Here is a 26,386-nt window from a genome sequence, read left to right as displayed (position 1 = left end):
GTGGACGTCATCGTCCACGCCGCGGAACGAGCGTCGCTTGACCGGCGGCGCGTGCCCCTTGGAATGACGGAGGACCAGATGTTCGGCGACTATTCGATCAGCGATCTCGGCGCCATCCTTGCGATGCAGGGATTTGCCGGGCTCATCCTGTTCTCCGTCTATGTGCTGATGGCGCTGGGGCTTGCCATCATCTTCGGCCAGATGGGCGTCATCAACATGGCCCATGGCGAGTTCATGATCCTGGGGGCGTACGTCACCTGGATGACGTCGAACGCCGTGCAGCACGTCGCGCCCTGGCTGTTCCCCGGTTACTTCTTCATCGCAATGATCCTCGCGTTCATTGCGTCAGGCGCGCTCGGCATGCTGGTCGAGTGGGCGCTGATACGCCATCTCTACAAGCGTCCGCTCGACACGCTGCTGGCGACCTGGGGCCTCAGCCTGATCCTGCAGCAGGCCTATCGTTCGGTCTTCGGCGCGCGCGAGGTCGGCGTCGAACTGCCGGAATGGATGATGGGCTCCTGGCAGGCGACCGACTCCATCCAGATTCCGATCAACGGCATGTTCGTGATGGCGCTGACCATCCTGATCACGATCGCGGTCGCCTATGTGCTGTTCTGGTCAAGCTGGGGCAAGCAGGTACGCGCCGTGGTGCAGAACCGCGTGATGGCGGGCGCCGTCGGCATCAACACCGAGAAGGTCGATCGTTACACCTTTGGCCTCGGCTGCGGCATCGCCGGGATCGCCGGCTCGGCCTTCACCATGATCGGCTCGACCGGACCGACCGCCGGCCAGCTCTACATCGTCGACACCTTCCTGGTCGTCGTGTTCGGCGGTGCGGCTTCGCTGTTCGGCACCATCGCCTCCGCCTTCTCGATCTCGCAGACCCAATCGACGCTGGAATTCTTCCTGTCGGGATCGATGGCCAAGGTGATCACGCTGCTGACGATCGTCGCGATCCTGATGGTGCGTCCGCAGGGGCTCTTCGCGCTCAAGGTCCGCAAATAAGAACAAGCAGGCTGGTCATGATTATCAACTCGCGCTTTTTCAATCGCTCCGAACTGCTCGGCTTCCTTGCGCTCGCGGTGCTGTTGTTTGTCATCCTGCCGCTGTCGCTGGATATCTTCCGCCTCAACCTCGTCGCCAAATATTTGACCTACGCCTTCGTCGGGATCGGCCTCGTGCTGTGCTGGGGCTATGGCGGCATCCTGAGCCTGGGGCAGGGCGTGTTCTTCGGCCTCGGCGGCTACTGCATGGCGATGTACCTCAAGCTCGAGGCGTCGTCGGTCGCCAACACCAAGATCCAGTCGACGCCGGGCATTCCCGATTTCATGGATTGGAACCAGCTCACCTCGCTACCTTTCTTCTGGAAGCCGTTCCACAGTTTCCCGGTCACGCTGCTGGCGACCTTGCTGGTTCCCGCGGTCTTCGCGCTGATCATCGGTGCCGCGATGTTCAAGCGCCGGGTCGGCGGCGTGTACTTTGCCATCATCACGCAAGCGATCGCCGCGATCCTCACTATTCTGATTGTTGGGCAGCAAGGCTACACCGGCGGCATCAACGGCATTACCGACTTGCGCACGCTGCACGGCTGGGACATCCGCACCGATCACGCCAAGTTCATTCTGTATTTCGTCGAGGTTATGCTGCTGTTCGGCTGCATCTGCGTCGCGCAGTTCATCCGCCTGACAAAACTCGGGCGCATCCTGGTGGCAATGCGGGAGCAGGAGGATCGCGTGCGCTTCTCCGGTTACAGCGTCGCCAACTTCAAGATCTTCGCGTTCTGCGCCGCGGCGGTGTTCGCTGCGATCGGCGGCGCCATGTTCACGCTCGAGGTCGGCTTCATGTCGCCATCCTTCGTCGGCATCGTGCCGTCGATCGAGATGGTGATCTACACCGCGGTCGGCGGCCGGATGTCGATCTTCGGCGCGGTCTGGGGCGCACTGCTGGTCAATTTCGCCAAGACCAGCCTCTCGGAGTCCTTCCCGCAGCTCTGGCTATTCGGCCTCGGCGCGCTGTTCATCGCGGTCGTGCTCGCCTTCCCGAACGGGCTCTCCGGCATCTGGGCTGACCACGTCCAGCCGCGTATCGATCGCCTGCTGGCATCACGCAAGTCGAAATCGGCGGCCGGCCTGATCGCCGACGGCGCACCGGCCGAGTGAGGAGAGATCATCATGCTCGTCGGCCATCAGCCCAAGGACTTCCTGCTCGCGGTCTCCGGTCTCACCGTGTCCTTTGACGGCTTCAAGGCGGTGAACGATCTCTCCTTCTATGTCGAGGAGAACGAGATCCGCGTCATCATCGGCCCGAACGGCGCCGGCAAGACCACGGTGCTCGACCTGATCTGCGGCAAGACCAGGGCGACGTCCGGCTCGATCCAGTTCCGCGGCCAGGAGCTGACCAGGTTGCGCGAGAACGAGATCGTGCAAGCCGGGGTGGGGCGCAAGTTCCAGACGCCGTCGGTGTTCGAGGATCTCACCGTGTTCGAGAACCTCGAGATTTCCTTTCCGCGCGGCCGCACCGTGTTCGGCTCGCTGACCTTCCAGCGCGACGACACGGTCAAGCAGCGGGTCGAGGAAGTCGCCGAGATGATCTTCCTGAAGGACAAGCTCAACACCTATGCCGACCAGCTGAGCCATGGCCAGAAGCAGTGGCTCGAAATCGGCATGCTGCTGATCCAGGACCCGGACCTCTTGATGCTCGACGAGCCGGTCGCCGGCATGAGCGTGTCCGAGCGCGCCAAGACCGCCGAGCTGCTCAACCGCATCATCAAGGACCGTTCGGTGCTGGTGATCGAGCACGACATGAAGTTCGTCGAGGACATCGCGCACAAGGTCACGGTGCTGCACCAGGGACAGATCCTGTCCGAGGGAACGATGGAGCACGTCAAGAACGATCCGAAAGTCATCGAAGTGTATTTGGGCCACTGAGGAACCGGGACGATGCTGGCAATCAATGATCTTCACGTCGCCTACGGCCAGAGCGAGGTGCTGCACGGCCTCAACGTCTCGGTGGCACCCAACGAGATCGTCGCGATCATGGGCCGCAACGGCATGGGCAAGACCACGTTGATGAAGTCGCTGATGGGCATCCTGCCGGCCAAGAGCGGCAAGGTGACCATGGACGGCGCCGAGCTCGGCGCGATGAAGAGCTACGAGCGGGTCGCGAAGGGGCTCGCCTATGTGCCGCAGGGTCGCATGATCTTCTCCACGATGACGGTGAAGGAGAACATCGAGACCGGGCTCGTGGTGTCAGGCGGCTCCGAGGTACCGGGCGACATCTATGAGCTGTTTCCGGTGCTGCTCGAGATGAAGGGCCGCCGCGGCGGCAATCTCTCGGGTGGACAGCAGCAGCAGCTCGCGATCGCCCGCGCGCTGGCGACCAAGCCCAAGGTGCTGCTGCTGGACGAGCCGACCGAAGGCATCCAGCCGTCGATCATCAAGGACATGGCGCGTACCCTGAAGCGGATCCGCGACGAGCGCGGGCTGTCGATCGTCGTCTCCGAGCAAGTCCTGAGCTTCGCCCTCGATATCGCCGACCGCGTGCTCGTCATCGAGAACGGCGAGATCGTCCGCGACGATCCGCGCGCCAGCGTCGATGCCGCGCAGATCTCGAAATATCTGTCTGTGTAACCACCAGTAAACGAAGGGGAGCAATGCGATGCCAGATACACTGATCAAGGTCGATCTCAGCAAGTCGGCCTATGAAAACGACAAGATCCATAACCGCTGGCATCCGGAGGTTCCGATCGTCGAGTGGGTCAGCCCCGGCGACGACTTCATCATCGAGACCGTCGACTGGACCGGCGGCTTCATCAAGAACAACGATTCAGCCGACGACGTGCGCGATATCGATCTGTCGATCGTGCACTTCCTGTCCGGCCCGATCGGCGTCAAGGGCGCCGAGCCCGGCGATCTCCTCGTCGTCGACCTGCTCGACGTTGGTCCGTTGAAGGAGAGCCTGTGGGGCTTCAACGGCTTCTTCTCCAAGCAGAATGGCGGCGGCTTCCTCACCGACCATTTCCCGCTGGCACAGAAGTCGATCTGGGACATCAAGGGCCTCTACACCTCGTCGCGTCACGTCCCCGGCGTCAACTTCGCCGGCCTGATCCATCCCGGCCTGATCGGCTGTCTGCCCGACGCCAAGATGCTTGCCGCATGGAACGCGCGCGAAGCCGAACTGATCGCGACCAACCCGACCCGGGTGCCGGGCCTCGCCAACCCGCCGTTCGCGCCCACCGCGCATGCCGGCCAGGCCAAGGGTGACGTCAAGGCCAAGATCGGCCTCGAGGGCGCCCGCACCGTGCCGCCGCGCGAGCATGGCGGCAATTGCGACATCAAGGATCTGTCGCGCGGCTCGAAGATCTACTTCCCAGTCTATGTGCCAGGCGGCGGCCTCTCGATGGGCGATCTTCATTTCAGCCAGGGCGACGGCGAGATCACCTTCTGCGGCGCCATTGAAATGGCCGGCTGGCTGCACATCAAGGTCGATGTCATCAAGGACGGCGTCTCGAAATACGGTATCAAGAACCCCGTGTTCAAGCCGTCGCCGATCACGCCGAACTACAAGGACTATCTGATCTTCGAAGGTATCTCGGTCGACGAGGCCGGCAAGCAGCACTATCTCGACGTCCACATCGCCTATCGCCAGGCCTGCCTGAACGCGATCGAATATCTGAAGAAGTTCGGCTACTCCGGCGCCCAGGCCTACTCGATCCTCGGCACCGCGCCGTGCCAGGGCCACATCTCCGGCGTCGTCGACGTGCCGAATGCCTGTGCCACGCTGTGGCTGCCGACGGAGATCTTCGACTTCGACGTCATGCCGTCGTCGGCGGGACCGATCAAACATATCAAGGGCGACGTGCAGATGCCGATCTCGCCCGACAAATGATCCCTTGAGTGATCCCTGCGCGAAGGGTGCGGGACGGCTGCGTTTTGGCCGCCCCGCATCCATCGCCGGATGTCACGCACGACTGCGCAAGGATTAACGAAATGCCGATCTACGAATATCTCTGCAACGACTGTGGGCCGTTCACCGACATGCGGCCGATGGCGGAATGCGACCTGCCGCAGGACTGCCCGCAATGCGAGGCGACGTCGCCGCGCGTGATCTTGACTGCGCCGGCGTTCTTCTGCATGCCCTCCGACAAGCGCAAGGCGCACGCCACCAATGAGCAGAGCCGGCATGCGCCGAAGACGCTCGATCAGTACAAGGCGGCGCACGGCCCGGGCTGCGGCTGCTGCTCCACCGGAAAGAAGAAGCCGGCGCGGCTGATGACCAAGACCAAGAGCGGCGCCAAGGGATTTCCCACCGCGCGTCCCTGGATGATCAGCCACTGACAGCGCAGCCAATCGTCGGCTTTCCTCAACTGGCGCTGCTTCGTCATGGCCGGGCTTGTCCCGGCCATTCACGTCTTTCTTGTCCGATTGAAGCAAAGACGTGGATGCCCGGCACAAGGCCGGGCATGACGGAGAAACAGGCTCTCAGGCCTGTTCGGCGACCTTCAGGGCCTCGGTGCGGATCTCTTCCACCAGCCGTTCCTTCAGGGCGACGAATTCAGGCGTGGTCTTGATCTTGTAGGACCGGGGATGCGGCAGGTCGACCGCGATCTCGGCCTTGATGCGGCCGGGCCGCGCGCTCATGACGATGACGCGGCTGCCGAGGAAGATCGCTTCCTCGATGTCATGCGTGACGAACAGCACCGTCTTCTGGTCGCGCTCCCAGATCCCGAGCAGCATCTCTTGCATCAGCGCGCGCGTCTGGTTGTCGAGCGCGCCGAACGGCTCGTCGAGCAGCAGGATCTTTGGATCGTTGGCCAGCGCGCGGGCGATCGCGGTGCGCTGCTGCATGCCGCCCGACAGCTGCTTGGGCCAGTGGTTTTCGAAGCCCGACAGCCCGACCCGCCGGATGAAAGCGTCGGCGATCTTGTGGCGTTCTTCTTGCGCAACGCCGCGCTCGCGCAGGCCGAAGGCGATGTTCTCCCGCACCGTCAGCCAGGGGAACAATGTGTAGGACTGAAACACCATGCCGCGGTCGGCGCCGGGGCCGGTGACCTCGCGCCCGTCGAGCGTGACCCGTCCGCTGGTCGGCCGGTCGAGCCCGGCGATGATCCGGAGCAAAGTGGACTTTCCGCATCCGGAGGGGCCGAGGATGGTGACGAAGTCGTTGTCGCCGACGTCGAGCGTGGTCGGCTCGAGCGCTTTCGTCGGCGCGTTGCCGGCACGGGCGGGGAAGGTTCGCGAGACCTGATCGATCCTGAGCGCGGTCATGCCAGCTTCCACGGGAACAGCCAGGCGTTGAAGGCCTTGAACAGGAAATCGGAGATCAGGCCGATCAGCCCGATCACGATGATGCCGAAGATGATCTGGCCGGTGTTGAGCAGCGCCTGGCTGTCGGTGATCATGTGCCCGATGCCCGACGATGAGCCGATCAATTCGGCCACGATGACGTAGGTCCAGGCCCAGCCCAGCACCAGCCGGAGGATTTCGGCAATCTCGGGCGCGGCGGAGGGCAGCAGCACGCGGCGGATGATGCCGCGGTCGCGGGCGCCGAGCGTGTAGGCGGCCTCCACCAGGTCGCGCCTTGTGGCACCGACGGTGACGGCGACCATCAGAATGATCTGAAACACCGCGCCGATGAAGATGACGAGCAGCTTCTGCAACTCGCCGATGCCCGCCCACAGGATCAGCAGCGGGATGAAGGCGGATGCCGGCAGATAGCGCGCAAAGGACACGAACGGCTCGAGAAAGGCCTCGATTGGTTTGTAGGCTCCCATCAAAACGCCGAGCGGCACCGCGATGACGGCAGCAAGGACAAACCCGCCGATCACGCGCCAGATCGTCATCCCGATGTCGAACAGAAAGCCTTGCTTGGCGAGCAGCTCATAGCCTTCCTGCACCATGGTCAGCGGGTTGGCGAGAAAGGTCTTCGACACGTGGCCGCCGAACGTCGCCCAGGACCAGAGGGCGACGAACAGCACGAAGAAGGCGAGGCCATAGGCCACGCGCTGCTTCGATGTCGTGGGCTCGAGAGGACGCATCAAATGATCCGGGAGTAGCTTATGCGCCGGTCCCGCCCGCTGTGTCGCGATGCGGGACCGGTCGGAATGGTTGCTGCGTTACTTGATGAAGCTGGCGTCGTAGATGTCCTCGACCTTCGGCGCGGCCTTGATGATGCCGACCTCGAGCAGGAGCTCGGCAGCGTCCTTGTTGAAGGTGAGGAAGTCGCCGGCGAAGAATTTCTGGTTGGCGGCCTTGTCCTGCCAGCGCAGGTACTTTGCCGAGTTGCCGAACTGCTCGCCGCTTTGCTTCACGTCAGCGCCCATGATCTCGTAGGACTTGGCCTGGTCCTTGGCGATCATGTCGAGCGCCTCGAAATAGCTGTTGGCCAGTGCCTGCGCAGCTTTCGGATTGTCGGTCAGGAATTTCGGCGTGCAGCCGAAGGTATCCATCACGATCGGGTAGTCGAGCGTGGTCGCGATGATCTTGCCCTTGTCGGGAGCGGCGCGCACGGTCGACAGATAGGGTTCGTAGGTCATCGCGGCATCGTTCTGGCCGGAGACGAAGGCCTGCGCCGCGGCGGCGGGCTCCAGATTCACCACGGTGACGTCCTTCACCGTGAGGCCGTTCTTCTTCAGCATCCAAGCCAGCGCGAAATAGGGCGAGGTGCCCGGCGCCGATGCCGCGACGGTCTTGCCCTTGAGGTCCTTGATCGCGGCGACGTCGTTGCGCACGGCCATGCCGTCGGCGCCATAGCTCTTGTCGAGCTGGAAGATCTGCTTGGTCGCGACGCCGTTGGCGTTCCAGGAGATCCAGGTCTCGACCGTGGTGGCCGCGCACTGGATGTCGCCCGACGCAATCGCGAGATGGCGGTCCTTTTGCGGAATCTTCTTCAAGGTCACGTCGAGGCCGTTCTTCTTGAAGATGCCGGCCTCCTTGGCGAGCGTCAGCGGCGCGAAGCCGGTCCATCCGGAGATGCCGACGCCGACCTTGACGTCATCCGCGAACGCGCCCGTGGACGCGAGCAACACTGCGATTGCGGGCAATAGCTTGAAGGAACGCATGATTGTCGACCCCTTGAACGATGGATTGAACCCAGTTGATGTCTTACGTCAGTCGCGGCGGATTGCCGCATGAAGCATGTCGGCGGACGATGGCCCATGATGCATTGCATGAAATATGCCGCGCAAGGCGTCCTCAGCCTCCCTTGAAGCGAGCCACCAGGCGATGCGTCTCGCCCGGATAATGCAGCCGCACCGCCGTCACCGTGCGTGCGCTGCGCCAGGTGTAGCGGTCGATCACGAGGCACGGCGCGCCGACCGCGATGTCGAGCGCCTTTGCCGTGCGGTCGTCGGCGACGACGGCGCTGATCGTATGCTCGGCTTCGGTCCACGGCACATGGTGCAGCAGCCATGATCCCGGCGGTTCGCGGGCGAAGTCCGCGGTTGCAGCTTCCGGGACCGTGGAGAGATCGATCAACCTGTCCTCGACGGCGAACGGCACATTATCGGCGCTGTGCCGGCAGGCGATCGCGACTACCTTGCCGGCCGTACTGACGCCGAGCCGGGCGCGATCGGCCGATGTCGCGGTACGGCGCCGGCATTCGATCAGCTGATAGCCGTAGCTGCGGCCGAGCGCGGTGATCTCGGCGCGGATGTCGGCGATCTTGAGCACCGCCGACAGATGCTGCGGACGGCGCACGAATGAGCCGGCACGCCGCCGCCGCTCGATCAGGTCGGCCTGCGCCAGTTCCGACAGCGCCTTGTTCACCGTCATGCGCGAGCAGCGATAGCGCGCCATCAGCTGGTGCTCGAACGGGATGCGATGCCCGGGCGGCCATTCGCCGGTCAGGATCCGCGTCTCGATGTCGAGCCGGATGCGCTTGTAGAGTGTCGGCTTGTTCGCCGCGCCGGGCTTGGCCTGGTCGGAGGCGAGGCTCATGCGACGAGCCTCCGCACGCTTGCATTGAACTGCTCACGCGCCTTGTCGCGCAGCCGGTGCCGTCCGCCCGCCACCACCTTGTCGCCGGCGGCCCAGACGCAATCGATCGCGTCGCTGCCGGTTGCAAACAGCCAGCCGTCGAGAACCGCGTCGTCCGACCGTCCCGCGAGGGACGGATGCGCGGTGTCGAGGCTGACGATGTCGGCGCGCGCGCCGGGCGCAAGCCCGGCCTTGGTCTGTGCCAAAGCCTGCGCGCCGCCAGCGAGCGTCTGGTCGAACAGGGCGCGGCCGGTGGATGTGCCGGGACGCCCCGAGAGCACATTGCGCTCGCGGTGTTTTAGCCGCTGACCGTATTCGAGCTGGCGCAGCTCGTCGGCGACGCTGACCAGTACATTGGAATCGGTTCCGATGCCGAACCGGCCGCCCGCGGCGAGGAATTCGCGCGCCGAGAAGATGCCGTCGCCGAGACTTGCTTCGGTGACGGGGCAAAGGCCGGCAACCGCGCCGCTGCGGGCGAGCGCTGTGACTTCCTGCTCCGTCATGTGGGTCGCGTGAATGAGGCACCAGCGCCGATCGACGGGCGCATGTTCGAGCAGCCATTCGACCGGCCGCCGCCCCGACCAGGCAAGGCAATCCTCCACCTCGCGCACCTGTTCGGCGGCGTGGATGTGGATCGGGTCCGCCCCGGCAAGCGGGATGATCGCCGCCAGCTCATCCGGCGCCACGGCGCGCAGGCTATGCGGAGCGATGCCGATGTTGGCGCCAGGCAAATCTCGGATTGCCTCGCGCGAGGCAGTCATCAGCGCGGCGAACTGATCGACCGAGCAGATGAAGCGACGTTGCCCGGCATGCGGTGCGGCGCCGCCGAACGTGCTGTGAGCATAGAAACTTGGCAGCAGCGTGAGCCCGATGCCGGAGGCGTCGGCGGCCTCTGCGATGCGTACGGCCATTTCGGCGAGATTGGCGTAAGGCGCGCCGTCCCGATCATGATGCAGATAGTGAAACTCGCCGACACGGGTAAAGCCGCGCTCGAGCATCTCGACATAGAGCAGGGTCGCGACGGCTGTAACGTCGTCCGGCGTCATGGTCAGCGCGAAGCGATACATCGTCTCACGCCAGGTCCAGAACGTATCGGTCGTGTCGCCGCGCTGTTCGGCAAGGCCGGCCATGCCGCGCTGAAACGCGTGGCTGTGCAGGCTCGCCAATCCCGGAACCGCCATTTGGTGACGTTCGTCGCCGGCGCTGGGCGCAACGCCCGCCGTCACCGAGGTGATCGCGCCATCGACAACGACGACCTGCACGTCATTGGCCCAGCCCGAAGGCAGCAGCGCGAATGCGAAATGCAGTCGTGTCATTTTTCCACGCCGGCTGGACAGAACCCGGACACGATTATATGTCTAGACATATAAGTCAAGCATCCCACCTCAAGGGGACGATCGCATGGCAGAGCGCTTCGACCGTATCTGGCACAACGCCCGGCTCGCCACGATGCGCAGCGACCGCACTGATCTCGGCGAGATCGAGCGGGGCCTGATCGCGGCGCGCAACGGCCGCATCGTCTATGCCGGCGCGCAGTCGGACTTTCCTGTGGATGCCGACGCCGTTGAACGGATCGATTGCGCCGGCCGCTGGATCACGCCTGGCCTCGTCGATTGCCACACCCATCTCGTCTTCGGCGGCAACCGCGCGCACGAGTTCGAGCTGCGCCTGAAGGGCGCGAGCTATGAGGAGATCGCGCGCGCCGGCGGCGGCATCGTCTCGACCGTTGCGGCGACGCGCAAGGCGACCGAGGCGGAGCTCGTCGCCGGCGCGCTGCCGCGGCTCGACGCGCTGATCGGCGAGGGCGCAACCACGGTCGAGATCAAGTCCGGCTATGGCCTCAATGCCGAGACCGAGATGCGGCAGCTTGCGGCGGCACGCAGCCTTGCCCGCCTGCGGCAGGTTGCGATCCGCACGTCGTTCCTCGGAGCGCATGCGCTGCCGCTGGAGGCCAACGGCGACAAGGACGGCTACATCGATCTGGTCTGCAACGAGATGCTGCCGGCCGTGGCCAAGGCCGGCCTCGCCGATGCCGTCGACGGCTTCATGGAGGGGATCGCGTTTTCCGGAGAGCAGACGGCACGGGTGTTCGAGGCGGCGCGTGCGCTCGGACTGCCGGTCAAGCTGCATGCGGATCAGCTGTCCAATCTCAGCGGCGCGGCGCTGGCCGCGAAATTCTCGGCGCTTTCGGCCGATCATCTCGAGCACACCGACGAAGCCGGCGCGGTGGCGATGGCGAAGGCCGGCACCGTCGCGGTCCTGCTGCCCGGCGCGTTCTATTTCATTCGTGAAACGCACAAGCCGCCGGTCGAGCTGTTCCGTAGCCACGGTGTGAACATGGCGCTGGCGACCGATTGCAATCCCGGCAGCTCGCCGCTCACCTCGCTCCTGCTGGCGATGAACATGGGCGCAACGCTGTTCCGGATGACGGTCGCCGAATGCCTCACAGGGGTGACGCGGGAAGGGGCGCGCGCGCTCGGCATGCTCGCCGAGACCGGTACGTTAGAGGCCGGCAAGTGGTGCGATCTGGCGATCTGGGACATCGAGCGTCCGGCCGAACTGGTCTACCGCATCGGCTTCAACCCGCTGCACAGCCGGGTGTGGAGGGGGCAATGAGCGATCGGGATGCGCCTGTCGTCGTGACGCCCGGAACCGTCGGCCTCGACGTCCTGGCGCGCGTGCTCGCCAGCGCGTCCATCGTGCTCGATCCATCGTGCTTGCCGCGCGTCGGGGCGGCCGCGGAGATCGTGGCGAAGGCGGCGCGCATCGAAATTCCCGTTTACGGCATCAATACCGGTTTCGGGAAGCTGGCATCGACGCGCATCGCGCCCGACCAGACTGCGCTGCTTCAGCGCAACCTCATCCTGTCGCATTGCTGCGGAGTCGGTCCGAACACGCCCGAGCCGATCGTGCGTTTGATGATGGCGTTGAAAGTGATTTCGCTCGGTCGCGGTGCATCCGGCGTGCGCCGCGAGGTGATCGAGCAGCTGCAGGACATGCTGGCGCGCGGCGTCACTCCGCTGGTGCCGCAGCAGGGTTCGGTCGGCGCCTCCGGCGATCTCGCGCCGCTCGCTCATATGACCGCGGTCATGATCGGAGAGGGGCAGGCAATCCTTGATGGCAAAGCGGTGCCGGGCCGCGAAGCGCTTGCCGCTGCCGGCCTCGCGCCGTTGACGCTCGGCCCGAAGGAGGGGCTCGCGCTGATCAACGGCACGCAGTTTTCCACCGCCTACGCCATCTCCGGCCTGCTGCGTGCGCATCGTCTGGCGTGCGCCGCGCTGGTGACCGGCGCGCTGTCGGTCGATGCGGCGATGGCGTCGACGGTGCCGTTTCGTCCCGAGATTCAATCTTTGCGTGGCCATGACGGGCAGATCGCTGCGGCCGCCGCCCTGACCGCGCTGCTTGACGGCAGCGATATCAGGCAATCGCATCTCGAGGGCGACGAGCGCGTGCAGGATCCCTATTGTCTGCGCTGCCAGCCGCAGGTTGCGGGCGCCGTGCTCGACCTGCTCGCGCAGGCCGCGCGCGGGCTGACCATCGAGGCCAATGCCGTGACGGATAACCCGCTGGTCCTGGTCGAGACCGGCGAGATCGTGTCAGGCGGCAATTTCCACGCCGAGCCGGTGGCGTTCGCCGCCGACCAGATTGCGCTCGCGCTCTCGGAGATCGGCGCGACCAGCGAGCGGCGGATCGCGACCCTTGTCGACCCCGCCTTGAACTTCGGCCTGCCGCCGTTCCTGACGCCCGAGCCCGGCATCAACTCCGGATTCATGATCGCCGAGGTGACGGCGGCGGCGCTTTATGCGGAGAACAAGCAGCGTGCGATGCCGTGCTCGATCGATTCGACGCCGACCAGCGCCAATCAGGAAGATCATGTCTCGATGGCCGCGCATGCTGCGCGCCGGCTGTCCGATATGGCCGACAATCTCGCCGCCATCCTCGGCATCGAGCTGCTGGTCGCCGCGCAGGGCATCACGCTGCGCGCGCCGCATTCAACGAGCGCGCCGCTCGCTGCGGTCATTGCCGCGCTCCGAGAGCAGGTTCCGGCGCTCGCCGCCGACCGCTACATGGCTGACGATCTCGCCAGGGCGGCCGCTCTGATCGAAGCCGACGCGCTGCCCGCCGCTGCGATCGCGGTGCTTCCGACCGATCCATTTCCAAGACTGACTTAGAAGACTTGCTTAGCAGGAACATCCGTCATGAACCGCCGACTGGATAACGAACGCATCATCCGTGCTCCCCGCGGCACCGACATCAGCGCCAAGAGCTGGCTGACGGAAGCACCGCTGCGCATGCTGATGAACAATCTGGACCCTGATGTCGCCGAGCGCCCGAGCGAACTCGTGGTCTATGGCGGCATCGGCCGTGCGGCGCGCGACTGGGAGAGCTTTGACCGGATTGCCGCGTCCTTGCGCAAGCTCGAAGGCGACCAGACCCTGCTGGTGCAGTCCGGCAAGCCGGTCGGCATTTTCCGGACCCATGCCGACGCGCCGCGCGTACTGATCGCGAATTCCAACCTGGTGCCGCATTGGGCAACGCTCGATCATTTCAACGAGCTCGACCGCCAGGGCCTGATGATGTTCGGCCAGATGACGGCAGGCTCCTGGATCTATATCGGCAGCCAGGGCATCGTGCAGGGGACCTACGAGACGTTTGTCGAGGTCGGCCGCCGGCACTATGGCGGCAGTCTCGCCGGCAAATGGATCCTGACGGCGGGCCTCGGCGGCATGGGCGGTGCCCAGCCGCTGGCCGCGACGATGGCCGGCGCCTCGATGCTCGCGGTCGAATGCCAGCCGAGCCGCATCGAGATGCGGCTGCGGACGGGCTACCTCGACCGCCAGGCGGCGACGCTCGATGACGCGCTCGCGATCATTGCTGAGGCGGTCAAGAGCCAGAAGCCGGTGTCGGTCGGCCTGCTCGGCAATGCGGCCGAGATCTTTCCCGAACTGGTGCGCCGCGGCATGCGCCCGGACATCGTCACCGACCAGACCAGCGCGCATGATCCGATCAACGGCTATCTGCCCAAGGGATGGACGCTCGCAGATTGGGAAGCCAAACGCGCGGCCGATCCGAAGGCCGTTGAGACGGCGGCCAAGACCTCGATGGTCGATCACGTCCAGGCCATGCTGGATTTTCACGCGCAGGGAATCCCGACGCTCGATTACGGAAACAACATCCGCCAGATGGCCAAGGACATGGGCCTGAAGCAGGCGTTCGATTTCCCGGGATTCGTTCCGGCCTATATCCGTCCGCTGTTCTGCCGCGGCGTCGGACCGTTCCGCTGGGCGGCGCTGTCGGGCGATCCCGAGGACATCTTCAAGACCGATGCCAAGGTCAAGGAGCTGATGCCCAACGACAGCCACCTGCACAACTGGCTCGACATGGCCAAGGCGCGCATCAAGTTTCAGGGACTGCCGGCGCGAATTTGCTGGGTCGGGCTCGGTGACCGCCATCGGCTTGGCCTTGCCTTCAACGAGATGGTGGCGCGCGGCGAGCTCAAGGCGCCGATCGTGATCGGCCGCGATCATCTCGACAGCGGCTCAGTGGCGAGCCCGAACCGCGAGACCGAGGCGATGCGCGACGGCTCGGACGCGGTGTCCGACTGGCCGCTGCTCAATGCACTGCTCAACTGCGCGAGCGGCGCCACCTGGGTGTCGCTGCATCACGGCGGCGGCGTCGGCATCGGCTATTCGCAGCACGCCGGCATGGTGATCGTCGCTGACGGCACGCCGGAGGCGGCGCGCCGGCTCGAGCGTGTGCTATGGAACGACCCGGCGACGGGCGTCATGCGCCACGCCGACGCCGGCTATGACACGGCGATCGAATGCGCGCGCGCCAACCGGCTCGATCTGCCCAGCCTGCGCTGATGGGACCTCCTTGATCGGGAGTTGCGGCATCTCCCGACCGGGGCGCAGGTTAACGAGCAATCTCGTTGCAGCTCTCAACCTTCCGGTTGATGTACGCGAGGTGACCGGCCGGACATGCCTTGATACGGGAAATCGGCGGTGCAGCTACCGGAGATAGGTGGTCCGTGGAGCGCTGCGCTTGCGATCCGTCGCGGGTGACACATTAGTCTGCCTGCTTTCGCGTCAGCTTCGCTGACAGGATGAGCGGCCATGGTCCTTGTCTCGCGGCAGATGGCATGCAATCTTCCGCAGCCGGCAAAGCTGTTCGAGAGCAACAAGAACAATAATCCCTCTCGTCCCTCCAATTCTGTCGAGGGCCTGATCATGTCGAACCTTACCCAAACGACATCCGCTCCGTGGCGGATAGGAGTGCTGTTCTCGCGAACCGGCTTCATGTCGGTCATCGAGGAGACCCAGTATCAGGGCACGCAACTCGCGATCGAAGAGGTAAATGAAGCGGGCGGCGTCTGCGGCCGCGAGCTGGTTCCCGTTGCCTATGACCCCGGATCGGACTCGGCCGCCTATGGTCATTACGCCAAGCGGCTGATGATCGAGGATCAGGTCAGCACGATCTTCGGCTGCTACACCTCATCGAGCCGCAAGGCGGTGCTGCCAGTGGTCGAACGCCTGAACGGTCTGCTCTGGTATCCGACGCTTTACGAAGGGTTCGAGGCGTCGCCCAACGTCATCTACACCGGCGCCTCGCCGAACCAGAACAGCCTCGCGCTGTGCCGCTATTTGATGGATACGTTCGGAACACGGTTCTATTTCGTGGGGTCGGACTACATCTATCCGCGCGAGTCCAACCGGGTGATGCGGGAGCTGCTCAAGAGCAATGGCGGCTCGGTCGTTGGCGAGCGCTATGTCAATGTCTATGCGCGCTGGCAGGATTTTGTGCCGATCATCCAGGATATCAAGCGTGTCAGGCCCGACGTGATCTTCTCGACCGTCGTCGGCGAGGGCACGGTGTTCCTCTATCAGGCTTATGCGAATGTCGGGCTCGATCCAAAGCAGGTGCCGATCGCCAGCCTGACCACGACGGAAGCGGAAATCGCCGCCATGGGCTTCGACGTCGGCGAGGGACACGTCACGGCCGCATCGTATTTCCAGGGTGTCGAGGGCAGCGCCAACAATGCGTTTGTGCAGCGCTTCAAGAAGCGGTTCGGCGCCGATATCTCGACCAACATGTGCGCCGAAGCATCCTATTTCCAACTGCATCTGTTCGCGAAGGCGCTCGAGCAGGTCAATTCACTCGACACCGAAGTGCTCCGCTCGATGGTGTTCGGCACCAGCTTTGATGCACCGCAAGGTGCCGTCACCGTCAACCCGATGTCGGGTCATACCGACCTCTGGACCCGCATCGGGCGCGCCAACCGCCAGGGCCAGTTCGATGTCGTCAGCCAGTCGAAGGAGCCGGTGCATGCGGATCCGTTCCTGATCGGATATGGTCGTGCAACGCAAACAGGAAGCGTCCAATGAACGAAATGTCGCGTAAGCCGTCGCTGAGCCGAGACGTCGGCGGACGCAAGACCATGGTTCAGGAACTTGCCGATCTGTCGGCGGTGGTGGTCGCGCCGGTCGACGATCAGGTCGGCATGTTGCTGCGCGAGTTGCAGCGGTTCCGGATGCGGGTGCGGCAGGTCTGGCCGATGCCGGAGAGCGTGCCCGCCGATGCCGACGTGGTGTACTGCGAATATTCCCCTGACCTGGCGCGGCGCCTGCCATGGATTCCCGGCGACGCGCGCTCGGCGCTGGTTGTGATCCTGCCGGCGACGGAAACCGTTCACGCCGATGCGCTGTGTCATGCGACGCCGAACGCCGTGCTGCCGCGGCCGTTCACGCAGAATGCCGTGCTGTCCAGTCTCGTGCTGGCGCGCAGTCAATTTGGTTATGAACGGCGGCTTCGCAGCAAGATCGAGAAGCTCGATGACAATCTGCGCTCGATGCGCACGGTGGAGCGTGCCAAGGCGATCCTGATGGCGACGCGGCAGATGCCGGAAACCGAAGCCTATGGCTTCATCAGACGACAGGCGATGGATCGTCGCGTGTCGGCAAGTGCAGTCGCCGCGGCGATTGTTGACTCGTTCGAACTGCTTGGCTACGATCATCAACAGTAAGCCCCAATAGCGGGGCCGGCGGCGACAGCGCCGCCTTCGACACAACCGGCAACAAAGCCCTCCCAATGCTCGCGTAAGCGCGCATCGGGAGGGCTTTTTGTTTTTTCAGTCCTGAAGGGAGCTAGGGATGAGCATTTCACGGCGGACTTTGCTGAGGAATACCGCGGCGCTTGGCGCGTTTGCCGGCGCCGGACTGCCGCACATCTGGATCAAGAACGCCGACCTCGCTTACGCCGCCGGCGGCGAGATCAAGGTCGGCGTGCTGTTCTCGCTGACGGGAACGACCGCGATCATCGAGGAATCGCTCAACAAGGCGACGCTGCTTGCCATCGAGGAGATCAACGCCGCAGGCGGCATCAAGGGCAGCAAGATCGTGCCGATCGTCGAGGACCCCGCGTCCGATCCGGCGACGTTCTCGGAGAAGGCCCGCAAGCTCGTCGTCGGCGACAAATGCGTCAGTGTGTTCGGCTCCTACACCTCGGCAAGCCGCAAGGCGGTGCTCCCGGTCTTCGAGCGGCAGAACAATCTCTATTGGTATCCGACGCTCTATGAGGGCCGCGAGTGCTCTAAGAACGTCATCTACACCGGCGCGGTGCCGAACCAGCAGCAGGACGAGTTCGTGCCCTGGCTGGTCAAGAAGTTCGGCAAGAAGTTCTACCTGATCGGCTCCAACTACATCTATCCGAAGGAAGAGAACAACTACTGCAAGAAGCTGCTTGAGAAACTCGGCGGCGAGGTCGTGGCGGAAGAATATGTGCCGCTCGGCCATTCCGAATTCTCTTCCGTCATCAACAAGATCCGCTCCACCCAGCCGAACGTGATCTTCTCCACCGTGGTCGGCGATTCCGTGGTCGCGCTGCATCGCCAGTACAAGGCGGCCGGCCTCGATCCCGAGAAGATGCCGATGGCGAGTCTCACGACCTCCGAGAACGAAGTCGCTGCGATGGGCGGCGAGGCGGCCGCCGGTCACTTCACCTCGGCGCCTTACTTCATGGTGCACAAGTCGCCGGAGAACGAGAAGTTCGTCGAGGCTTACAAGAAGCGTTGGGGCGCCGACAAGGTGACGCATTTCGTGTCGGAGGCCTGCTACTTCCAGACCTACCTGTTCAAGCAGGCGGTCGAGAAGCTCGCGACCAGCGATCTCACGCCGCCGAACATCCGCGACGCGGTCAAGGGCCAGGAAGTGATTGCACCGCAGGGCAAGGTCCGGATCGAGCCGGAGAACCTGCACACCTGGCTGTGGCCCAAGATCGCGCAGGCGAAGTCGAACGGACAGTTCGAGATTCTCGTCGAGGCCAAGGAGTGGCTGAAGCCGGTGCCTTACGCGGCCTATCCCGGACAGTCATGCACCGAGAAGGGCCTGGTCGAGAAGAGCTGACGACGGGGGCTGACGAAGGCCGTCGGCGTGCGGCGCCGGCGGCCAGCGTCCCGAAACGAATGCTGCCTCTCGCACGAACGGGGGCGAGGGGCAGGGCGCACAACGCGAACATCGAAAGCGGATCCCGACGTGGACCAATTCATCGAACAAATCGTCACCGGCCTCAGCATCGGATCGATCCTGCTGCTGGTCGCGCTGGGCCTGTCGATCATCTACGGCTCGATGGGCATCATCAATCTCGCCCACGGCGAGTTCGTGATGCTGGGCGCTTACGCGGCCTGGGTGTTCCATACCTATCTCGGGCTCGGCCTGCTCGCGAGCCTGGTGCCGATCTTTCTCGTGGTCGCCGCGTTCGGCTGGGTCATCGAGCGCTACGTCCTGAGCCTGCTCAACAACCGGCCGCTGGATACGATCCTAGCGACCTGGGGCGTCGGCATCATGCTGCAGCAGGCGGTGCGGCTGATGGTCGGCAGCGAACTGCGCTATGTGCAGCTGCCGCCGGCGCTGTCCGACAGCATGGACGTGTTCGGCATCTCGGTATCGTCCTATCGGGTGTTCCTGTTCGTGGTGTCGATCGCACTGTTCGTGGCGACCTGGTTGCTGATGAACCGCACCACGGTCGGAATGAAGCTGCGCGCGATCATCCAGGACCGTTCGGTTGCCGCCTCGTTCGGCATCAACGCCAAACGGGTCTATGCGCTGACTTTCGCCTATGGCGCGGGACTGGCCGGACTGGCGGGCGCGCTGGTGTCGCCGCTGAAGAGTGTGTCGCCCGATATGGGCACCGGCTATGTGGTCGATGCCTTCATGGTGGTGGTGCTCGGCGGCGTGCAGAGCCTCGCCGGTACCGTGGCGAGCGCCTTCATCCTCGGCGAGCTCTCCGGCGGCATTGCCTTCCTGCAGAACGACACGGTGGCCAAGGCGATCGTGCTGCTCGCCATCGTCGTGCTCATCCGTTTCCGCCCCGAGGGGCTTTTCACCGCACGCGTGCGGGCCTGAGACAGATCGCTCATCTATGCCGTCGCATGTTCCTAACTCCAGCGGATTGCAGCGCCTGATCGCGCAGCTTGCGCCTCTGCTGATCGTCTGCGCCGTGGTGTTTGCGCTGCCGGTGATGCTCAACAACGACTTCCTGCTCAACAAGGTCGCGCGTTATCTGGTGCTGGGCATCCTCACGGTGTCGCTCGGGCTGTCCTGGGGATTCGGCGGCATCCTGAATCTCGGCCAGGCGATGAGCTTCGGGCTCGGCTCCTACGCCATGGCAATGGCGCTCAAGCTCAAGACCGTGCCGGTGCACACCGGAGCGAGCGGACTGCCGGACTTCATGGTCTGGAACAATATCCAGCATTTGCCGTGGTTCTGGGAGCCGTTCCGCTCGCTGACCTTCGCAATCGCCGCGGGCCTGATCGTGCCGGCGCTGGTTGCGGCGGCGCTCGGCTGGTTCATGTTCCGCGGACGGGTCACCGGCGTCTATGTCTCGATCATCACGCTCGCCACCATGGTGGTGATCAATCTCGTGATCATCGACCAGCAGAGCTACACCGGCGGCTTCAACGGCATCACCGATCTCGCCCAGCTCGAGATCTTCGGCGTCGCGTTCGATGCCTATGGCCGGGCTACCTATTATCTCGTGGCCAGCTGTGTCCTGCTCAGCCTGCTTGTCGCCTTTGCTTTCACGAGAACCAAGGCCGGACTGATCGTGCAAGCGATCCGCGACCATGAAAGCAGAGTGCGCTACTTCGGCTACGACGTCGCGCTCTACCAGATCTTCGTGTTCGCGCTGTCGGCGGCGATCGCGGGCCTTGCCGGCATGCTCTACACGGTGGTGATGGAGTTTGCCTCGCCGACCTTCCTCGGCGTGCAACTCTCTCTTTCCGTGGTGGTGTGGTGCGCGGTCGGCGGCCGGCAGAGCCTGGTCGGTGCGTTCCTCGGCGCGGTGCTGGTGGCGGGCATGCAGGGCGCGCTGTCGGAGTCAGCGGCGTTCCTGGAAACCTGGACGCTGGTGATGGGCGCGCTGTTCGTGCTCGTGGTGCTGTTTTTGCCGAAGGGGCTCGCCGGCCTTGCGCAGGTCGTGCTGCGCTGGATCGTGCAGCGCCGCCATGCGGCCGCGGGCGGGGTGGCGCAAGGCGTCGGCCAGACGGAGGGCAGCACATGAGCTCCCATCTCGATCTCCGCGACGTGTCGGTCAGCTTCAACGGTTTCAAGGCGCTCAATTCACTCAACATGAGCGTGCGCAAGGGCGAGCTGCGCTGCCTGATCGGGCCGAACGGCGCGGGCAAGACCACCGCGCTGGACATCATCTGCGGCAAGGTCAAGCCGAGCGCCGGCACGGTGAGCTTCGATGGCACCGCGCTGCAGGACCTTGAGGAATACGAAATCGCCCGCGCCGGCGTCGGCCGCAAATTCCAGGTGCCGAGCGTGTTCCGCGAGCTGTCGGTCTCCGAGAATCTTGAAGTGGCGCGGGCGCGTCGCACCTCCGTGCTTGGCAATTTGCGCTGGAATATTGGCAATTCCGGGCGTGAGCATGTCGAGCGTCTGGCCGAGCTGGTCGGGCTCACCGAGCAGCTCGATCGGCCGGCCGCCTATCTGTCGCACGGTCAGACCCAGTGGCTGGAGATCGGCATGCTGGTCGCCCAGGACGCCGAGCTGATCCTGATGGACGAGCCCACCGCGGGCATGACGGCGCAGGAAACCCGCAAGACCGCCGAACTGTTCGCACGGCTGAAGGGCAAGCACACGCTGATCGTGGTCGAGCACGACATGGGCTTCGTCAAGGCGATCGGCGACATCATCTCCGTGATGCATATGGGCCAGATGCTGGCCGAGGGCACCGCGGCGGAAGTGGAAGCGCATCCGGAAGTGCGCCGCGCCTATCTCGGATCGGGAGGCATCAGCCATGCTTGAGCTGACCGACGTCGACGCCTTCTACGGCAACAGCCGCGCCCTGCAGGGCATCAACCTGATGGTTGGCAATGGCGAATTCCTCTCGGTGCTCGGCCGCAACGGCGTCGGCAAGACCACGCTGATGCGCAGCATCCTCGGCCTGATGGACCGGTGCACCGGACGGCTATCGCTCGACGGTGCCGACATCTCGCCGCTGCGGACCTATCAGCGTGCCAAGGCCGGTATTGCCTACGTGCCGCAGGGCCGCGGGATTTTGCCGAAGTTCACTGTGCGGGAAAACCTGACGCTCGGGACCTTTGCCGCGAGATCTGCCAACGGCATCGAGGAGTGGGTGCTCGAGCTGTTTCCGGTACTCAAGGACTTTCTCAATCGCTATGGCGGGAATCTCTCCGGCGGCCAGCAGCAGCAGCTTGCGATCGCGCGGGCGCTGCTGGCCAAGCCCAAGGTCATCCTGCTGGACGAGCCGACCGAGGGCATCCAGCCGAACATCGTCGAGCAGATCGAGGACGTGATCGTCAGTCTCAATCGCGAGCGCGGCATCACGGTCGTGCTGGTCGAACAGAATGTCGCGTTCGCGCGGCGCGCGTCTCACCGCTTCGCGCTGCTCGAAAAGGGACGCGTCGTCGCCAAGGGCGCGATCGGTGAGCTCACCGATGATCTCATCCAGCTGCACATGGCCGTGTAGCGGGAATTATCGCTCAGGAAAGGGAGTCGAGACATGTTGCATGGAGACATATCGAGCAGCAAGGACACGGTCGGCGTTGCCGTGGTGAACTACAAGATGCCGCGCCTGCACACCAAGGCCGAGGTGCTGGATAACGCGCGCAACATCGCCAAGATGGTCGAGGGCATGAAACTCGGCCTGCCCGGTATGGACCTTGTGATCTTCCCGGAATACTCGACCCACGGCATCATGTACGACTCCAAGGAGATGTACGAGACGGCGTCGTCCGTGCCGGGCGAGGAGACCCGCATCTTCGCGGACGCCTGCCGCAAGGCGAAGGTCTGGGGTGTGTTCTCGCTGACCGGCGAGCGCCACGAGGAGCATCCCAACAAGGCGCCGTACAACACCCTGATCCTGGTGAACGACAAGGGCGAGATCGTCCAGAAGTACCGCAAGATCATGCCGTGGGTACCGATCGAGGGCTGGTATCCCGGCGATTGCACCTACGTCTCGGACGGGCCGAAGGGGCTGAAGATCAGCCTGATCATCTGCGACGACGGCAACTATCCGGAGATCTGGCGGGACTGCGCGATGCGCGGTGCCGAGCTGATCGTGCGCTGCCAGGGCTACATGTATCCGGCCAAGGAGCAGCAGATCCAGATCTCGAAGTCGATGGCCTGGGCCAACAACTGCTACGTCGCGGTCGCCAACGCCTCTGGCTTCGACGGCGTCTATTCCTACTTCGGCCATTCCGCGCTCATCGGTTTCGACGGAAGGACGCTCGGCGAGTGCGGCACGGAGGAGAACGGCATCCAGTACGCGCAGCTCTCGGTGTCGCTGATCCGCGACGCCCGCCGCAACATGCAGTCGCAGAACCATCTCTTCAAGCTGATGCACCGCGGCTATACCGGCCTGATCAACTCCGGCGACGGCGATCGGGGGCACGCGGTCTGCCCCTACACTTTCTACAAGAACTGGATCACGGACCCCGAGGGCACCCGGGAAATGGTCGAAGCCATGACCCGTCCGACCGTCGGAACCGACGAATGCCCGATCGAGGGCATTCCGAACCAGAAAGTCGCACATCGTTGAGTGACATCGACGATCGGCGCCGGCGCGACGTTTCGCGCCGGCGTGGTTCGATGCAACGGCGGACGCTTCCTCGCGGAGGAAACAGGGGGGACATCATGAGCGGTCAATCGAATAGCGGGCTGGTTCAGCAGACTGAAGGGCAGATCGACGACCTTCTCGGCCATGAATTCGAGCACGAGCCGGTGCCGATGAGCGCCCGGCGCAGCGCCTTCTCGGTCACGATGGTGTGGCTGGGCTTTCCGATGATCATCACCGGCGCGATGACCGGATCGCTGCTGGTGCTTGGCATGGGGTTCAAGAATGCACTGGTGGCGATGATCGTCGGCAATTTGATCATGTTCGCCTATGTGGGCGCGCTCGGCCTGATCGGCACCCGGCGCGGCATGAACTTCGCGCTGATCGCCAGCATCGTGTTCGGAAAGAAGGGCTACGTGCTGGCGTCGGGCCTGCTGTCGACCCTGCTGCTCGGCTGGTATGCGGTGCAGACCGGCATCACCGGCGCATTGATCTCCTCGACCTACGGCCTCAACTATGTGGCGATGACCATCGTCGCCGGCGTGCTCTATATCGGGATCACCTTCGTCGGCGTGAAGGGATTGCACTGGATCGGGCTGGCGTCGGTGCCGCTGTTTGTCGTGCTTGGCCTCTGGGTCGCGGCCGATGCCGCCTCGACCACGACGTCGGCGGCGATCTTCGGCTATGCCGGCAACAATGGCGTCGCCAGCATGTCGATGGGCGTCGGGCTTACCGTGGTGCTCGCGCTGTTCATCGACGCCGGCACGGTGACGGCGGACTTCAATCGCTGGGCGCCGAGCACGCGGTCCTCGCTGTTCGCCACGTTCAGCGCGTTTCCGTTCGCCAATCTGGTGGCGATGCTGGTCGGCGGCGTGATGACGGCGGCGCTCGCCGTGCCGAACGCAAATCCGTTCGGTGTCGACAACATGTTCGGCTACATGAACGGCAAGCAGCTGACCTGGCTCAGCATCCTCGCGTTCATCTTCCTCTATGCCAATCTCGGCTCCGTCTGCTCGCATTGCCTGTACAATGCGGCCACCGGCTGGTCGCGCATCCTCGGGACCAATATGCGGCTGATGGCGGTGGTGCTCGGCGCGCTTGGCATCCTGGTCGCTGCCGGCAATGTCTGGGCGTTCTTCATCCAGTGGCTGTCGCTGCTCGGCATCCTGGTGCCGCCGATCGGTGCGATCATCCTGGTCGACCAGTACCTGCTGCGGGCGGAGGCGCGGGCGGACGTGGACTGGCGTGCGAAGCCGTTCATCGCCTGGGGCATCGGGTCGCTGTTTGCCTTTGCGGTTGAAAACCTGATGCCGGGACTGTCCACTGCGATCTCCGCCGCGGTGGTCGCAGGCATCGTGTACGGTGCGATCGCACGGGTGGAGTCTCCGACTGAAAAGGTGGCGCGTCCGGCGTAAGCGATCAGCTCGATCAAGCAAGAAGGGTACATCAATGAGCGTCGACTATCAGATCCATGATCTCGGCAATTTGACCTTGCAGCGCGGCGCGACCATTCGCGACTGCGAGCTCGCCTACAAGACCTATGGCCAGCTCGACGCAGCCAAGGACAACGTCATCGTCTATCCGACCTGGTACTCCGGCCAGCACTACGACAATGAATGGCTGATCGGACCGGGCAGGGCGCTCGACCCGGCAAAGTACTTCATCATCATCCCGAACATGCTCGGCAACGGGCTGTCGTCGTCGCCGAGCAACACGCCGGAACCGTATAATGGACCGCGTTTCCCGCAGGTGACGGCCTATGACAATGTGCGCGCCCAGCATCGGCTGGTGACCGAGAAATTCGGTATCAAGCACATCCGTCTCGTCGTCGGCTGGTCGATGGGCGCGCTGCAGACGTTCCATTGGGGCGCGCTCTATCCCGATATGATGGACCTCTTGGCGCCGTTCTGCGGCTCGGCCAAATGCTCGCGCCACAACTTCGTGTTCCTCGAAGGCGTGAAGGCGGCACTCACGGCGGATGCTGCGTGGAAGGAGGGCTGGTACACCGACAAGCCGGCCCGCGGCCTGCGCGCCGCCGCGCGTGTCTATGCCGGCTGGGGCTTTTCGCAAGCCTTCTATCGCGAGCAGCTCGACATCAAGACGCTGGGCTATTCGTCGCTGGAGGATTTCCTGGTGGCGTTCTGGGAAGGCTTCTTCCTGCCGAAGGATCCCAACAACCTGCTGACCATGCTGTGGACCTGGCAGCACGGCGACATCAGCGACAACGAAATCTACAACGGCGACTTCAAGGCCGCGCTGCAGGCGATCAAGGCCAAGGCCTATGTCATGCCGGGGCAGACCGATCTCTATTTCCCGCCGGAGGACAGCGCGTTCGAGGTCGAGAACATGCCGAACGCCAAGCTCGTGCCGGTGCCGTCGATCTGGGGCCACTTCGCCGGCGGGCCGGGGACCAATCCGGTCGATGTCGACTTTATCGACGGCAAGCTCAAGGAGCTGCTCGCATCGTGATATTGACCGGTTGCGAACGGCTGCCTGCGCGATCATGGGAGGCGTGAGCTTGTCCAATCCCGCCCTGCTGCTCGACCAGTACCGCATCCGGGAAGAGCCGTATTACCGGCCGCTCAAGGATGAGGTCGAACTGTTCGGTGCAGCCTATGCCAACCGCATGCCGGTGATGCTGAAAGGGCCCACCGGCTGCGGCAAGACTCGCTTCATCGAATATATGGCGTGGCGGCTCGGCCGCCCGCTGATCACGGTGGCCTGCCACGAGGACATGACGGCGGCGGATCTGGTGGGGCGCTGGCTGCTCGACGCAGAGGGCACGGTGTGGAGCGACGGGCCGCTCACCACAGCGGTGCGTCTTGGCGCGATCTGTTACCTCGACGAGATCGTCGAGGCGCGCCAGGACACGACGGTCGTGATCCATCCCTTGACCGACGATCGTCGTGTGCTGCCGCTGGAAAAGCGTGGTGAATTGATCCACGCCCATTCCGACTTCCAGCTCGTGATCTCCTACAATCCGGGCTACCAGAGCGCGATCAAGGACCTCAAGGAATCCACCAAGCAGCGCTTCGCGGCGCTGGATTTCGGCTATCCTGATCGGCCGGCCGAAACCGAGGTGGTGTCGCGCGAAGCCGGTATCGAGCCGAACCTCGCCGATCTCCTGGTGAAGATCGCCCAGCACAGCCGCAACCTGAAAGGCCAGGGGCTCGACGAAGGTGCCTCGACCCGGATGCTGGTCAATGCCGGCCGACTGATCGGATGCGGCATCAGCCTCGAAAAGGCCTGCGAGACCACGATCGTCGTTCCCCTGACCGATGATGCGGACACCAGGAACACGTTGCGCGACGTGATCTCGGCCTGTGGGTAAGTGG

25 protein-coding genes are annotated in these 26,386 nt (G+C 64.1%); 20 read left to right on the top strand and 5 right to left on the bottom strand.

The genetic code is table 11. The features are described from left to right. Positions 1–78 precede the first annotated feature (78 nt). From urtB (QA635_RS26970) to QA635_RS26945, 6 genes are all read left to right on the top strand, one after another. The gene (gene urtB / locus QA635_RS26970; RefSeq protein WP_076833517.1) at positions 79–1,005 is read left to right on the top strand and encodes an urea ABC transporter permease subunit UrtB; all 927 of its coding nucleotides are present in this window, start codon (positions 79–81) and stop codon (positions 1,003–1,005) included. Positions 1,006–1,022: 17 nt separating this feature from the next. Beyond that, complete coding sequence (gene urtC / locus QA635_RS26965; RefSeq protein WP_283062392.1) at positions 1,023–2,159, top strand: urea ABC transporter permease subunit UrtC; 1,137 nt, start codon at positions 1,023–1,025, stop codon at positions 2,157–2,159. Positions 2,160–2,171: 12 nt separating this feature from the next. Continuing rightward, positions 2,172–2,927: an urea ABC transporter ATP-binding protein UrtD gene (gene urtD / locus QA635_RS26960; protein WP_168857086.1), complete on the top strand. Its 756-nt coding sequence runs from the start codon at positions 2,172–2,174 to the stop codon at positions 2,925–2,927. A gap of 12 nt (positions 2,928–2,939) precedes the next feature. After that, the gene (urtE, locus tag QA635_RS26955) at positions 2,940–3,629 is read left to right on the top strand and encodes an urea ABC transporter ATP-binding subunit UrtE (protein WP_283062388.1); all 690 of its coding nucleotides are present in this window, start codon (positions 2,940–2,942) and stop codon (positions 3,627–3,629) included. A 28-nt stretch (positions 3,630–3,657) separates the two neighbouring features. Further along, the gene (gene fmdA, locus QA635_RS26950) at positions 3,658–4,887 is read left to right on the top strand and encodes a formamidase (RefSeq protein ID WP_050400074.1); all 1,230 of its coding nucleotides are present in this window, start codon (positions 3,658–3,660) and stop codon (positions 4,885–4,887) included. A 101-nt stretch (positions 4,888–4,988) separates the two neighbouring features. Continuing rightward, positions 4,989–5,336: an FmdB family zinc ribbon protein gene (locus QA635_RS26945; protein ID WP_038382073.1), complete on the top strand. Its 348-nt coding sequence runs from the start codon at positions 4,989–4,991 to the stop codon at positions 5,334–5,336. 144 nt (positions 5,337–5,480) lie between these two features. Here the strand turns inward: QA635_RS26945 and QA635_RS26940 are convergent, their stop codons facing one another. The 5 genes from QA635_RS26940 to QA635_RS26920 form a co-directional block, all read right to left on the bottom strand. After that, entirely contained in the window at positions 5,481–6,266 is a 786-nt protein-coding gene (locus QA635_RS26940) for an ABC transporter ATP-binding protein (RefSeq protein WP_283062386.1), read from the bottom strand. Continuing rightward, positions 6,263–7,036 (bottom strand): ABC transporter permease, encoded by a 774-nt coding sequence (locus QA635_RS26935; protein WP_018270830.1) that lies wholly within the window; start codon positions 7,034–7,036, stop codon positions 6,263–6,265. Before QA635_RS26935 ends, QA635_RS26940 begins: the two co-directional genes overlap by 4 nt. Positions 7,037–7,114: 78 nt before the next feature. Next, positions 7,115–8,059, bottom strand: coding sequence for an ABC transporter substrate-binding protein (locus tag QA635_RS26930; protein WP_283062384.1), 945 nt, complete (start codon positions 8,057–8,059; stop codon positions 7,115–7,117). Positions 8,060–8,192: 133 nt separating this feature from the next. Then, complete coding sequence (gene hutC / locus QA635_RS26925; protein WP_283062382.1) at positions 8,193–8,936, bottom strand: histidine utilization repressor; 744 nt, start codon at positions 8,934–8,936, stop codon at positions 8,193–8,195. Next, positions 8,933–10,291, bottom strand: coding sequence for a formimidoylglutamate deiminase (locus QA635_RS26920; protein ID WP_283062381.1), 1,359 nt, complete (start codon positions 10,289–10,291; stop codon positions 8,933–8,935). Before QA635_RS26920 ends, hutC begins: the two co-directional genes overlap by 4 nt. A gap of 85 nt (positions 10,292–10,376) precedes the next feature. Between QA635_RS26920 and hutI the strand changes: the two genes are divergently transcribed. From hutI to QA635_RS26850, 14 genes are all read left to right on the top strand, one after another. Then, the gene (hutI, locus tag QA635_RS26915; protein WP_283062380.1) at positions 10,377–11,591 is read left to right on the top strand and encodes an imidazolonepropionase; all 1,215 of its coding nucleotides are present in this window, start codon (positions 10,377–10,379) and stop codon (positions 11,589–11,591) included. Beyond that, positions 11,588–13,147, top strand: a complete 1,560-nt coding sequence (gene hutH / locus QA635_RS26910; RefSeq protein WP_283062378.1) for a histidine ammonia-lyase — start codon at positions 11,588–11,590, stop codon at positions 13,145–13,147. The genes hutI and hutH overlap by 4 nt, the downstream gene beginning before the upstream one ends. A gap of 27 nt (positions 13,148–13,174) precedes the next feature. Then, positions 13,175–14,842 (top strand): urocanate hydratase, encoded by a 1,668-nt coding sequence (hutU, locus tag QA635_RS26905; protein ID WP_283062377.1) that lies wholly within the window; start codon positions 13,175–13,177, stop codon positions 14,840–14,842. A gap of 363 nt (positions 14,843–15,205) precedes the next feature. After that, positions 15,206–16,360 (top strand): transporter substrate-binding domain-containing protein, encoded by a 1,155-nt coding sequence (locus tag QA635_RS26900; protein ID WP_028331424.1) that lies wholly within the window; start codon positions 15,206–15,208, stop codon positions 16,358–16,360. Continuing rightward, a complete protein-coding gene (locus tag QA635_RS26895; RefSeq protein WP_016845707.1) occupies positions 16,357–16,998 on the top strand; it encodes an ANTAR domain-containing response regulator in 642 nt (213 codons plus the stop codon). Before QA635_RS26900 ends, QA635_RS26895 begins: the two co-directional genes overlap by 4 nt. Before the next feature lie 127 nt (positions 16,999–17,125). Further along, positions 17,126–18,376 carry a transporter substrate-binding domain-containing protein gene (locus tag QA635_RS26890; RefSeq protein ID WP_057015919.1) on the top strand — a complete coding sequence of 417 codons (1,251 nt, stop codon included), beginning with the start codon at positions 17,126–17,128 and terminating at the stop codon, positions 18,374–18,376. A gap of 129 nt (positions 18,377–18,505) precedes the next feature. Beyond that, a complete protein-coding gene (urtB, locus tag QA635_RS26885; RefSeq protein WP_028345137.1) occupies positions 18,506–19,375 on the top strand; it encodes an urea ABC transporter permease subunit UrtB in 870 nt (289 codons plus the stop codon). A gap of 16 nt (positions 19,376–19,391) precedes the next feature. Next, positions 19,392–20,531 carry an urea ABC transporter permease subunit UrtC gene (gene urtC, locus QA635_RS26880; RefSeq protein WP_283062373.1) on the top strand — a complete coding sequence of 380 codons (1,140 nt, stop codon included), beginning with the start codon at positions 19,392–19,394 and terminating at the stop codon, positions 20,529–20,531. Continuing rightward, a complete protein-coding gene (urtD, locus tag QA635_RS26875) occupies positions 20,528–21,280 on the top strand; it encodes an urea ABC transporter ATP-binding protein UrtD (RefSeq protein ID WP_057015922.1) in 753 nt (250 codons plus the stop codon). Before urtC (QA635_RS26880) ends, urtD (QA635_RS26875) begins: the two co-directional genes overlap by 4 nt. Beyond that, complete coding sequence (gene urtE, locus QA635_RS26870) at positions 21,273–21,965, top strand: urea ABC transporter ATP-binding subunit UrtE (protein ID WP_057015923.1); 693 nt, start codon at positions 21,273–21,275, stop codon at positions 21,963–21,965. Before urtD (QA635_RS26875) ends, urtE (QA635_RS26870) begins: the two co-directional genes overlap by 8 nt. 33 nt (positions 21,966–21,998) lie before the next feature. Beyond that, complete coding sequence (locus QA635_RS26865; protein ID WP_283062372.1) at positions 21,999–23,036, top strand: aliphatic amidase; 1,038 nt, start codon at positions 21,999–22,001, stop codon at positions 23,034–23,036. 95 nt (positions 23,037–23,131) lie between these two features. Further along, positions 23,132–24,466, top strand: a complete 1,335-nt coding sequence (locus QA635_RS26860) for a purine-cytosine permease family protein (RefSeq protein ID WP_225647403.1) — start codon at positions 23,132–23,134, stop codon at positions 24,464–24,466. A gap of 34 nt (positions 24,467–24,500) precedes the next feature. Beyond that, positions 24,501–25,520 (top strand): alpha/beta fold hydrolase, encoded by a 1,020-nt coding sequence (locus tag QA635_RS26855; protein ID WP_283062371.1) that lies wholly within the window; start codon positions 24,501–24,503, stop codon positions 25,518–25,520. A gap of 34 nt (positions 25,521–25,554) precedes the next feature. Further along, positions 25,555–26,382, top strand: a complete 828-nt coding sequence (locus QA635_RS26850) for a CbbQ/NirQ/NorQ/GpvN family protein (protein ID WP_051002629.1) — start codon at positions 25,555–25,557, stop codon at positions 26,380–26,382. Positions 26,383–26,386 lie beyond the last annotated feature (4 nt).

The sequence above is a fragment of the Bradyrhizobium brasilense genome, assembly GCF_029714345.1.
Taxonomy (GTDB): domain Bacteria; phylum Pseudomonadota; class Alphaproteobacteria; order Rhizobiales; family Xanthobacteraceae; genus Bradyrhizobium; species Bradyrhizobium australafricanum.
Note: the sequence above shows the minus strand (reverse complement) of the source record. Positions and strands in the feature narration are given on the sequence as shown.

Excerpts from the sequence above, each read along its gene's own strand:
- urtB (WP_076833517.1), top strand. The coding sequence starts at position 79 with ATGTTCGGCGACTATTCGATCAGCGATCTCGGCGCCATCCTTGCGATG.
- urtC (WP_283062392.1), top strand. The coding sequence starts at position 1,023 with ATGATTATCAACTCGCGCTTTTTCAATCGCTCCGAACTGCTCGGCTTC.
- urtD (WP_168857086.1), top strand. The coding sequence starts at position 2,172 with ATGCTCGTCGGCCATCAGCCCAAGGACTTCCTGCTCGCGGTCTCCGGT.
- urtE (WP_283062388.1), top strand. The coding sequence starts at position 2,940 with ATGCTGGCAATCAATGATCTTCACGTCGCCTACGGCCAGAGCGAGGTG.
- fmdA (WP_050400074.1), top strand. The coding sequence starts at position 3,658 with ATGCCAGATACACTGATCAAGGTCGATCTCAGCAAGTCGGCCTATGAA.
- QA635_RS26945 (WP_038382073.1), top strand. The coding sequence starts at position 4,989 with ATGCCGATCTACGAATATCTCTGCAACGACTGTGGGCCGTTCACCGAC.
- QA635_RS26940 (WP_283062386.1), bottom strand. The coding sequence starts at position 6,266 with ATGACCGCGCTCAGGATCGATCAGGTCTCGCGAACCTTCCCCGCCCGT.
- QA635_RS26935 (WP_018270830.1), bottom strand. The coding sequence starts at position 7,036 with ATGCGTCCTCTCGAGCCCACGACATCGAAGCAGCGCGTGGCCTATGGC.
- QA635_RS26930 (WP_283062384.1), bottom strand. The coding sequence starts at position 8,059 with ATGCGTTCCTTCAAGCTATTGCCCGCAATCGCAGTGTTGCTCGCGTCC.
- hutC (WP_283062382.1), bottom strand. The coding sequence starts at position 8,936 with ATGAGCCTCGCCTCCGACCAGGCCAAGCCCGGCGCGGCGAACAAGCCG.
- QA635_RS26920 (WP_283062381.1), bottom strand. The coding sequence starts at position 10,291 with ATGACACGACTGCATTTCGCATTCGCGCTGCTGCCTTCGGGCTGGGCC.
- hutI (WP_283062380.1), top strand. The coding sequence starts at position 10,377 with ATGGCAGAGCGCTTCGACCGTATCTGGCACAACGCCCGGCTCGCCACG.
- hutH (WP_283062378.1), top strand. The coding sequence starts at position 11,588 with ATGAGCGATCGGGATGCGCCTGTCGTCGTGACGCCCGGAACCGTCGGC.
- hutU (WP_283062377.1), top strand. The coding sequence starts at position 13,175 with ATGAACCGCCGACTGGATAACGAACGCATCATCCGTGCTCCCCGCGGC.
- QA635_RS26900 (WP_028331424.1), top strand. The coding sequence starts at position 15,206 with ATGTCGAACCTTACCCAAACGACATCCGCTCCGTGGCGGATAGGAGTG.
- QA635_RS26895 (WP_016845707.1), top strand. The coding sequence starts at position 16,357 with ATGAACGAAATGTCGCGTAAGCCGTCGCTGAGCCGAGACGTCGGCGGA.
- QA635_RS26890 (WP_057015919.1), top strand. The coding sequence starts at position 17,126 with ATGAGCATTTCACGGCGGACTTTGCTGAGGAATACCGCGGCGCTTGGC.
- urtC (WP_283062373.1), top strand. The coding sequence starts at position 19,392 with ATGCCGTCGCATGTTCCTAACTCCAGCGGATTGCAGCGCCTGATCGCG.
- urtD (WP_057015922.1), top strand. The coding sequence starts at position 20,528 with ATGAGCTCCCATCTCGATCTCCGCGACGTGTCGGTCAGCTTCAACGGT.
- urtE (WP_057015923.1), top strand. The coding sequence starts at position 21,273 with ATGCTTGAGCTGACCGACGTCGACGCCTTCTACGGCAACAGCCGCGCC.
- QA635_RS26865 (WP_283062372.1), top strand. The coding sequence starts at position 21,999 with ATGTTGCATGGAGACATATCGAGCAGCAAGGACACGGTCGGCGTTGCC.
- QA635_RS26860 (WP_225647403.1), top strand. The coding sequence starts at position 23,132 with ATGAGCGGTCAATCGAATAGCGGGCTGGTTCAGCAGACTGAAGGGCAG.
- QA635_RS26855 (WP_283062371.1), top strand. The coding sequence starts at position 24,501 with ATGAGCGTCGACTATCAGATCCATGATCTCGGCAATTTGACCTTGCAG.
- QA635_RS26850 (WP_051002629.1), top strand. The coding sequence starts at position 25,555 with ATGGGAGGCGTGAGCTTGTCCAATCCCGCCCTGCTGCTCGACCAGTAC.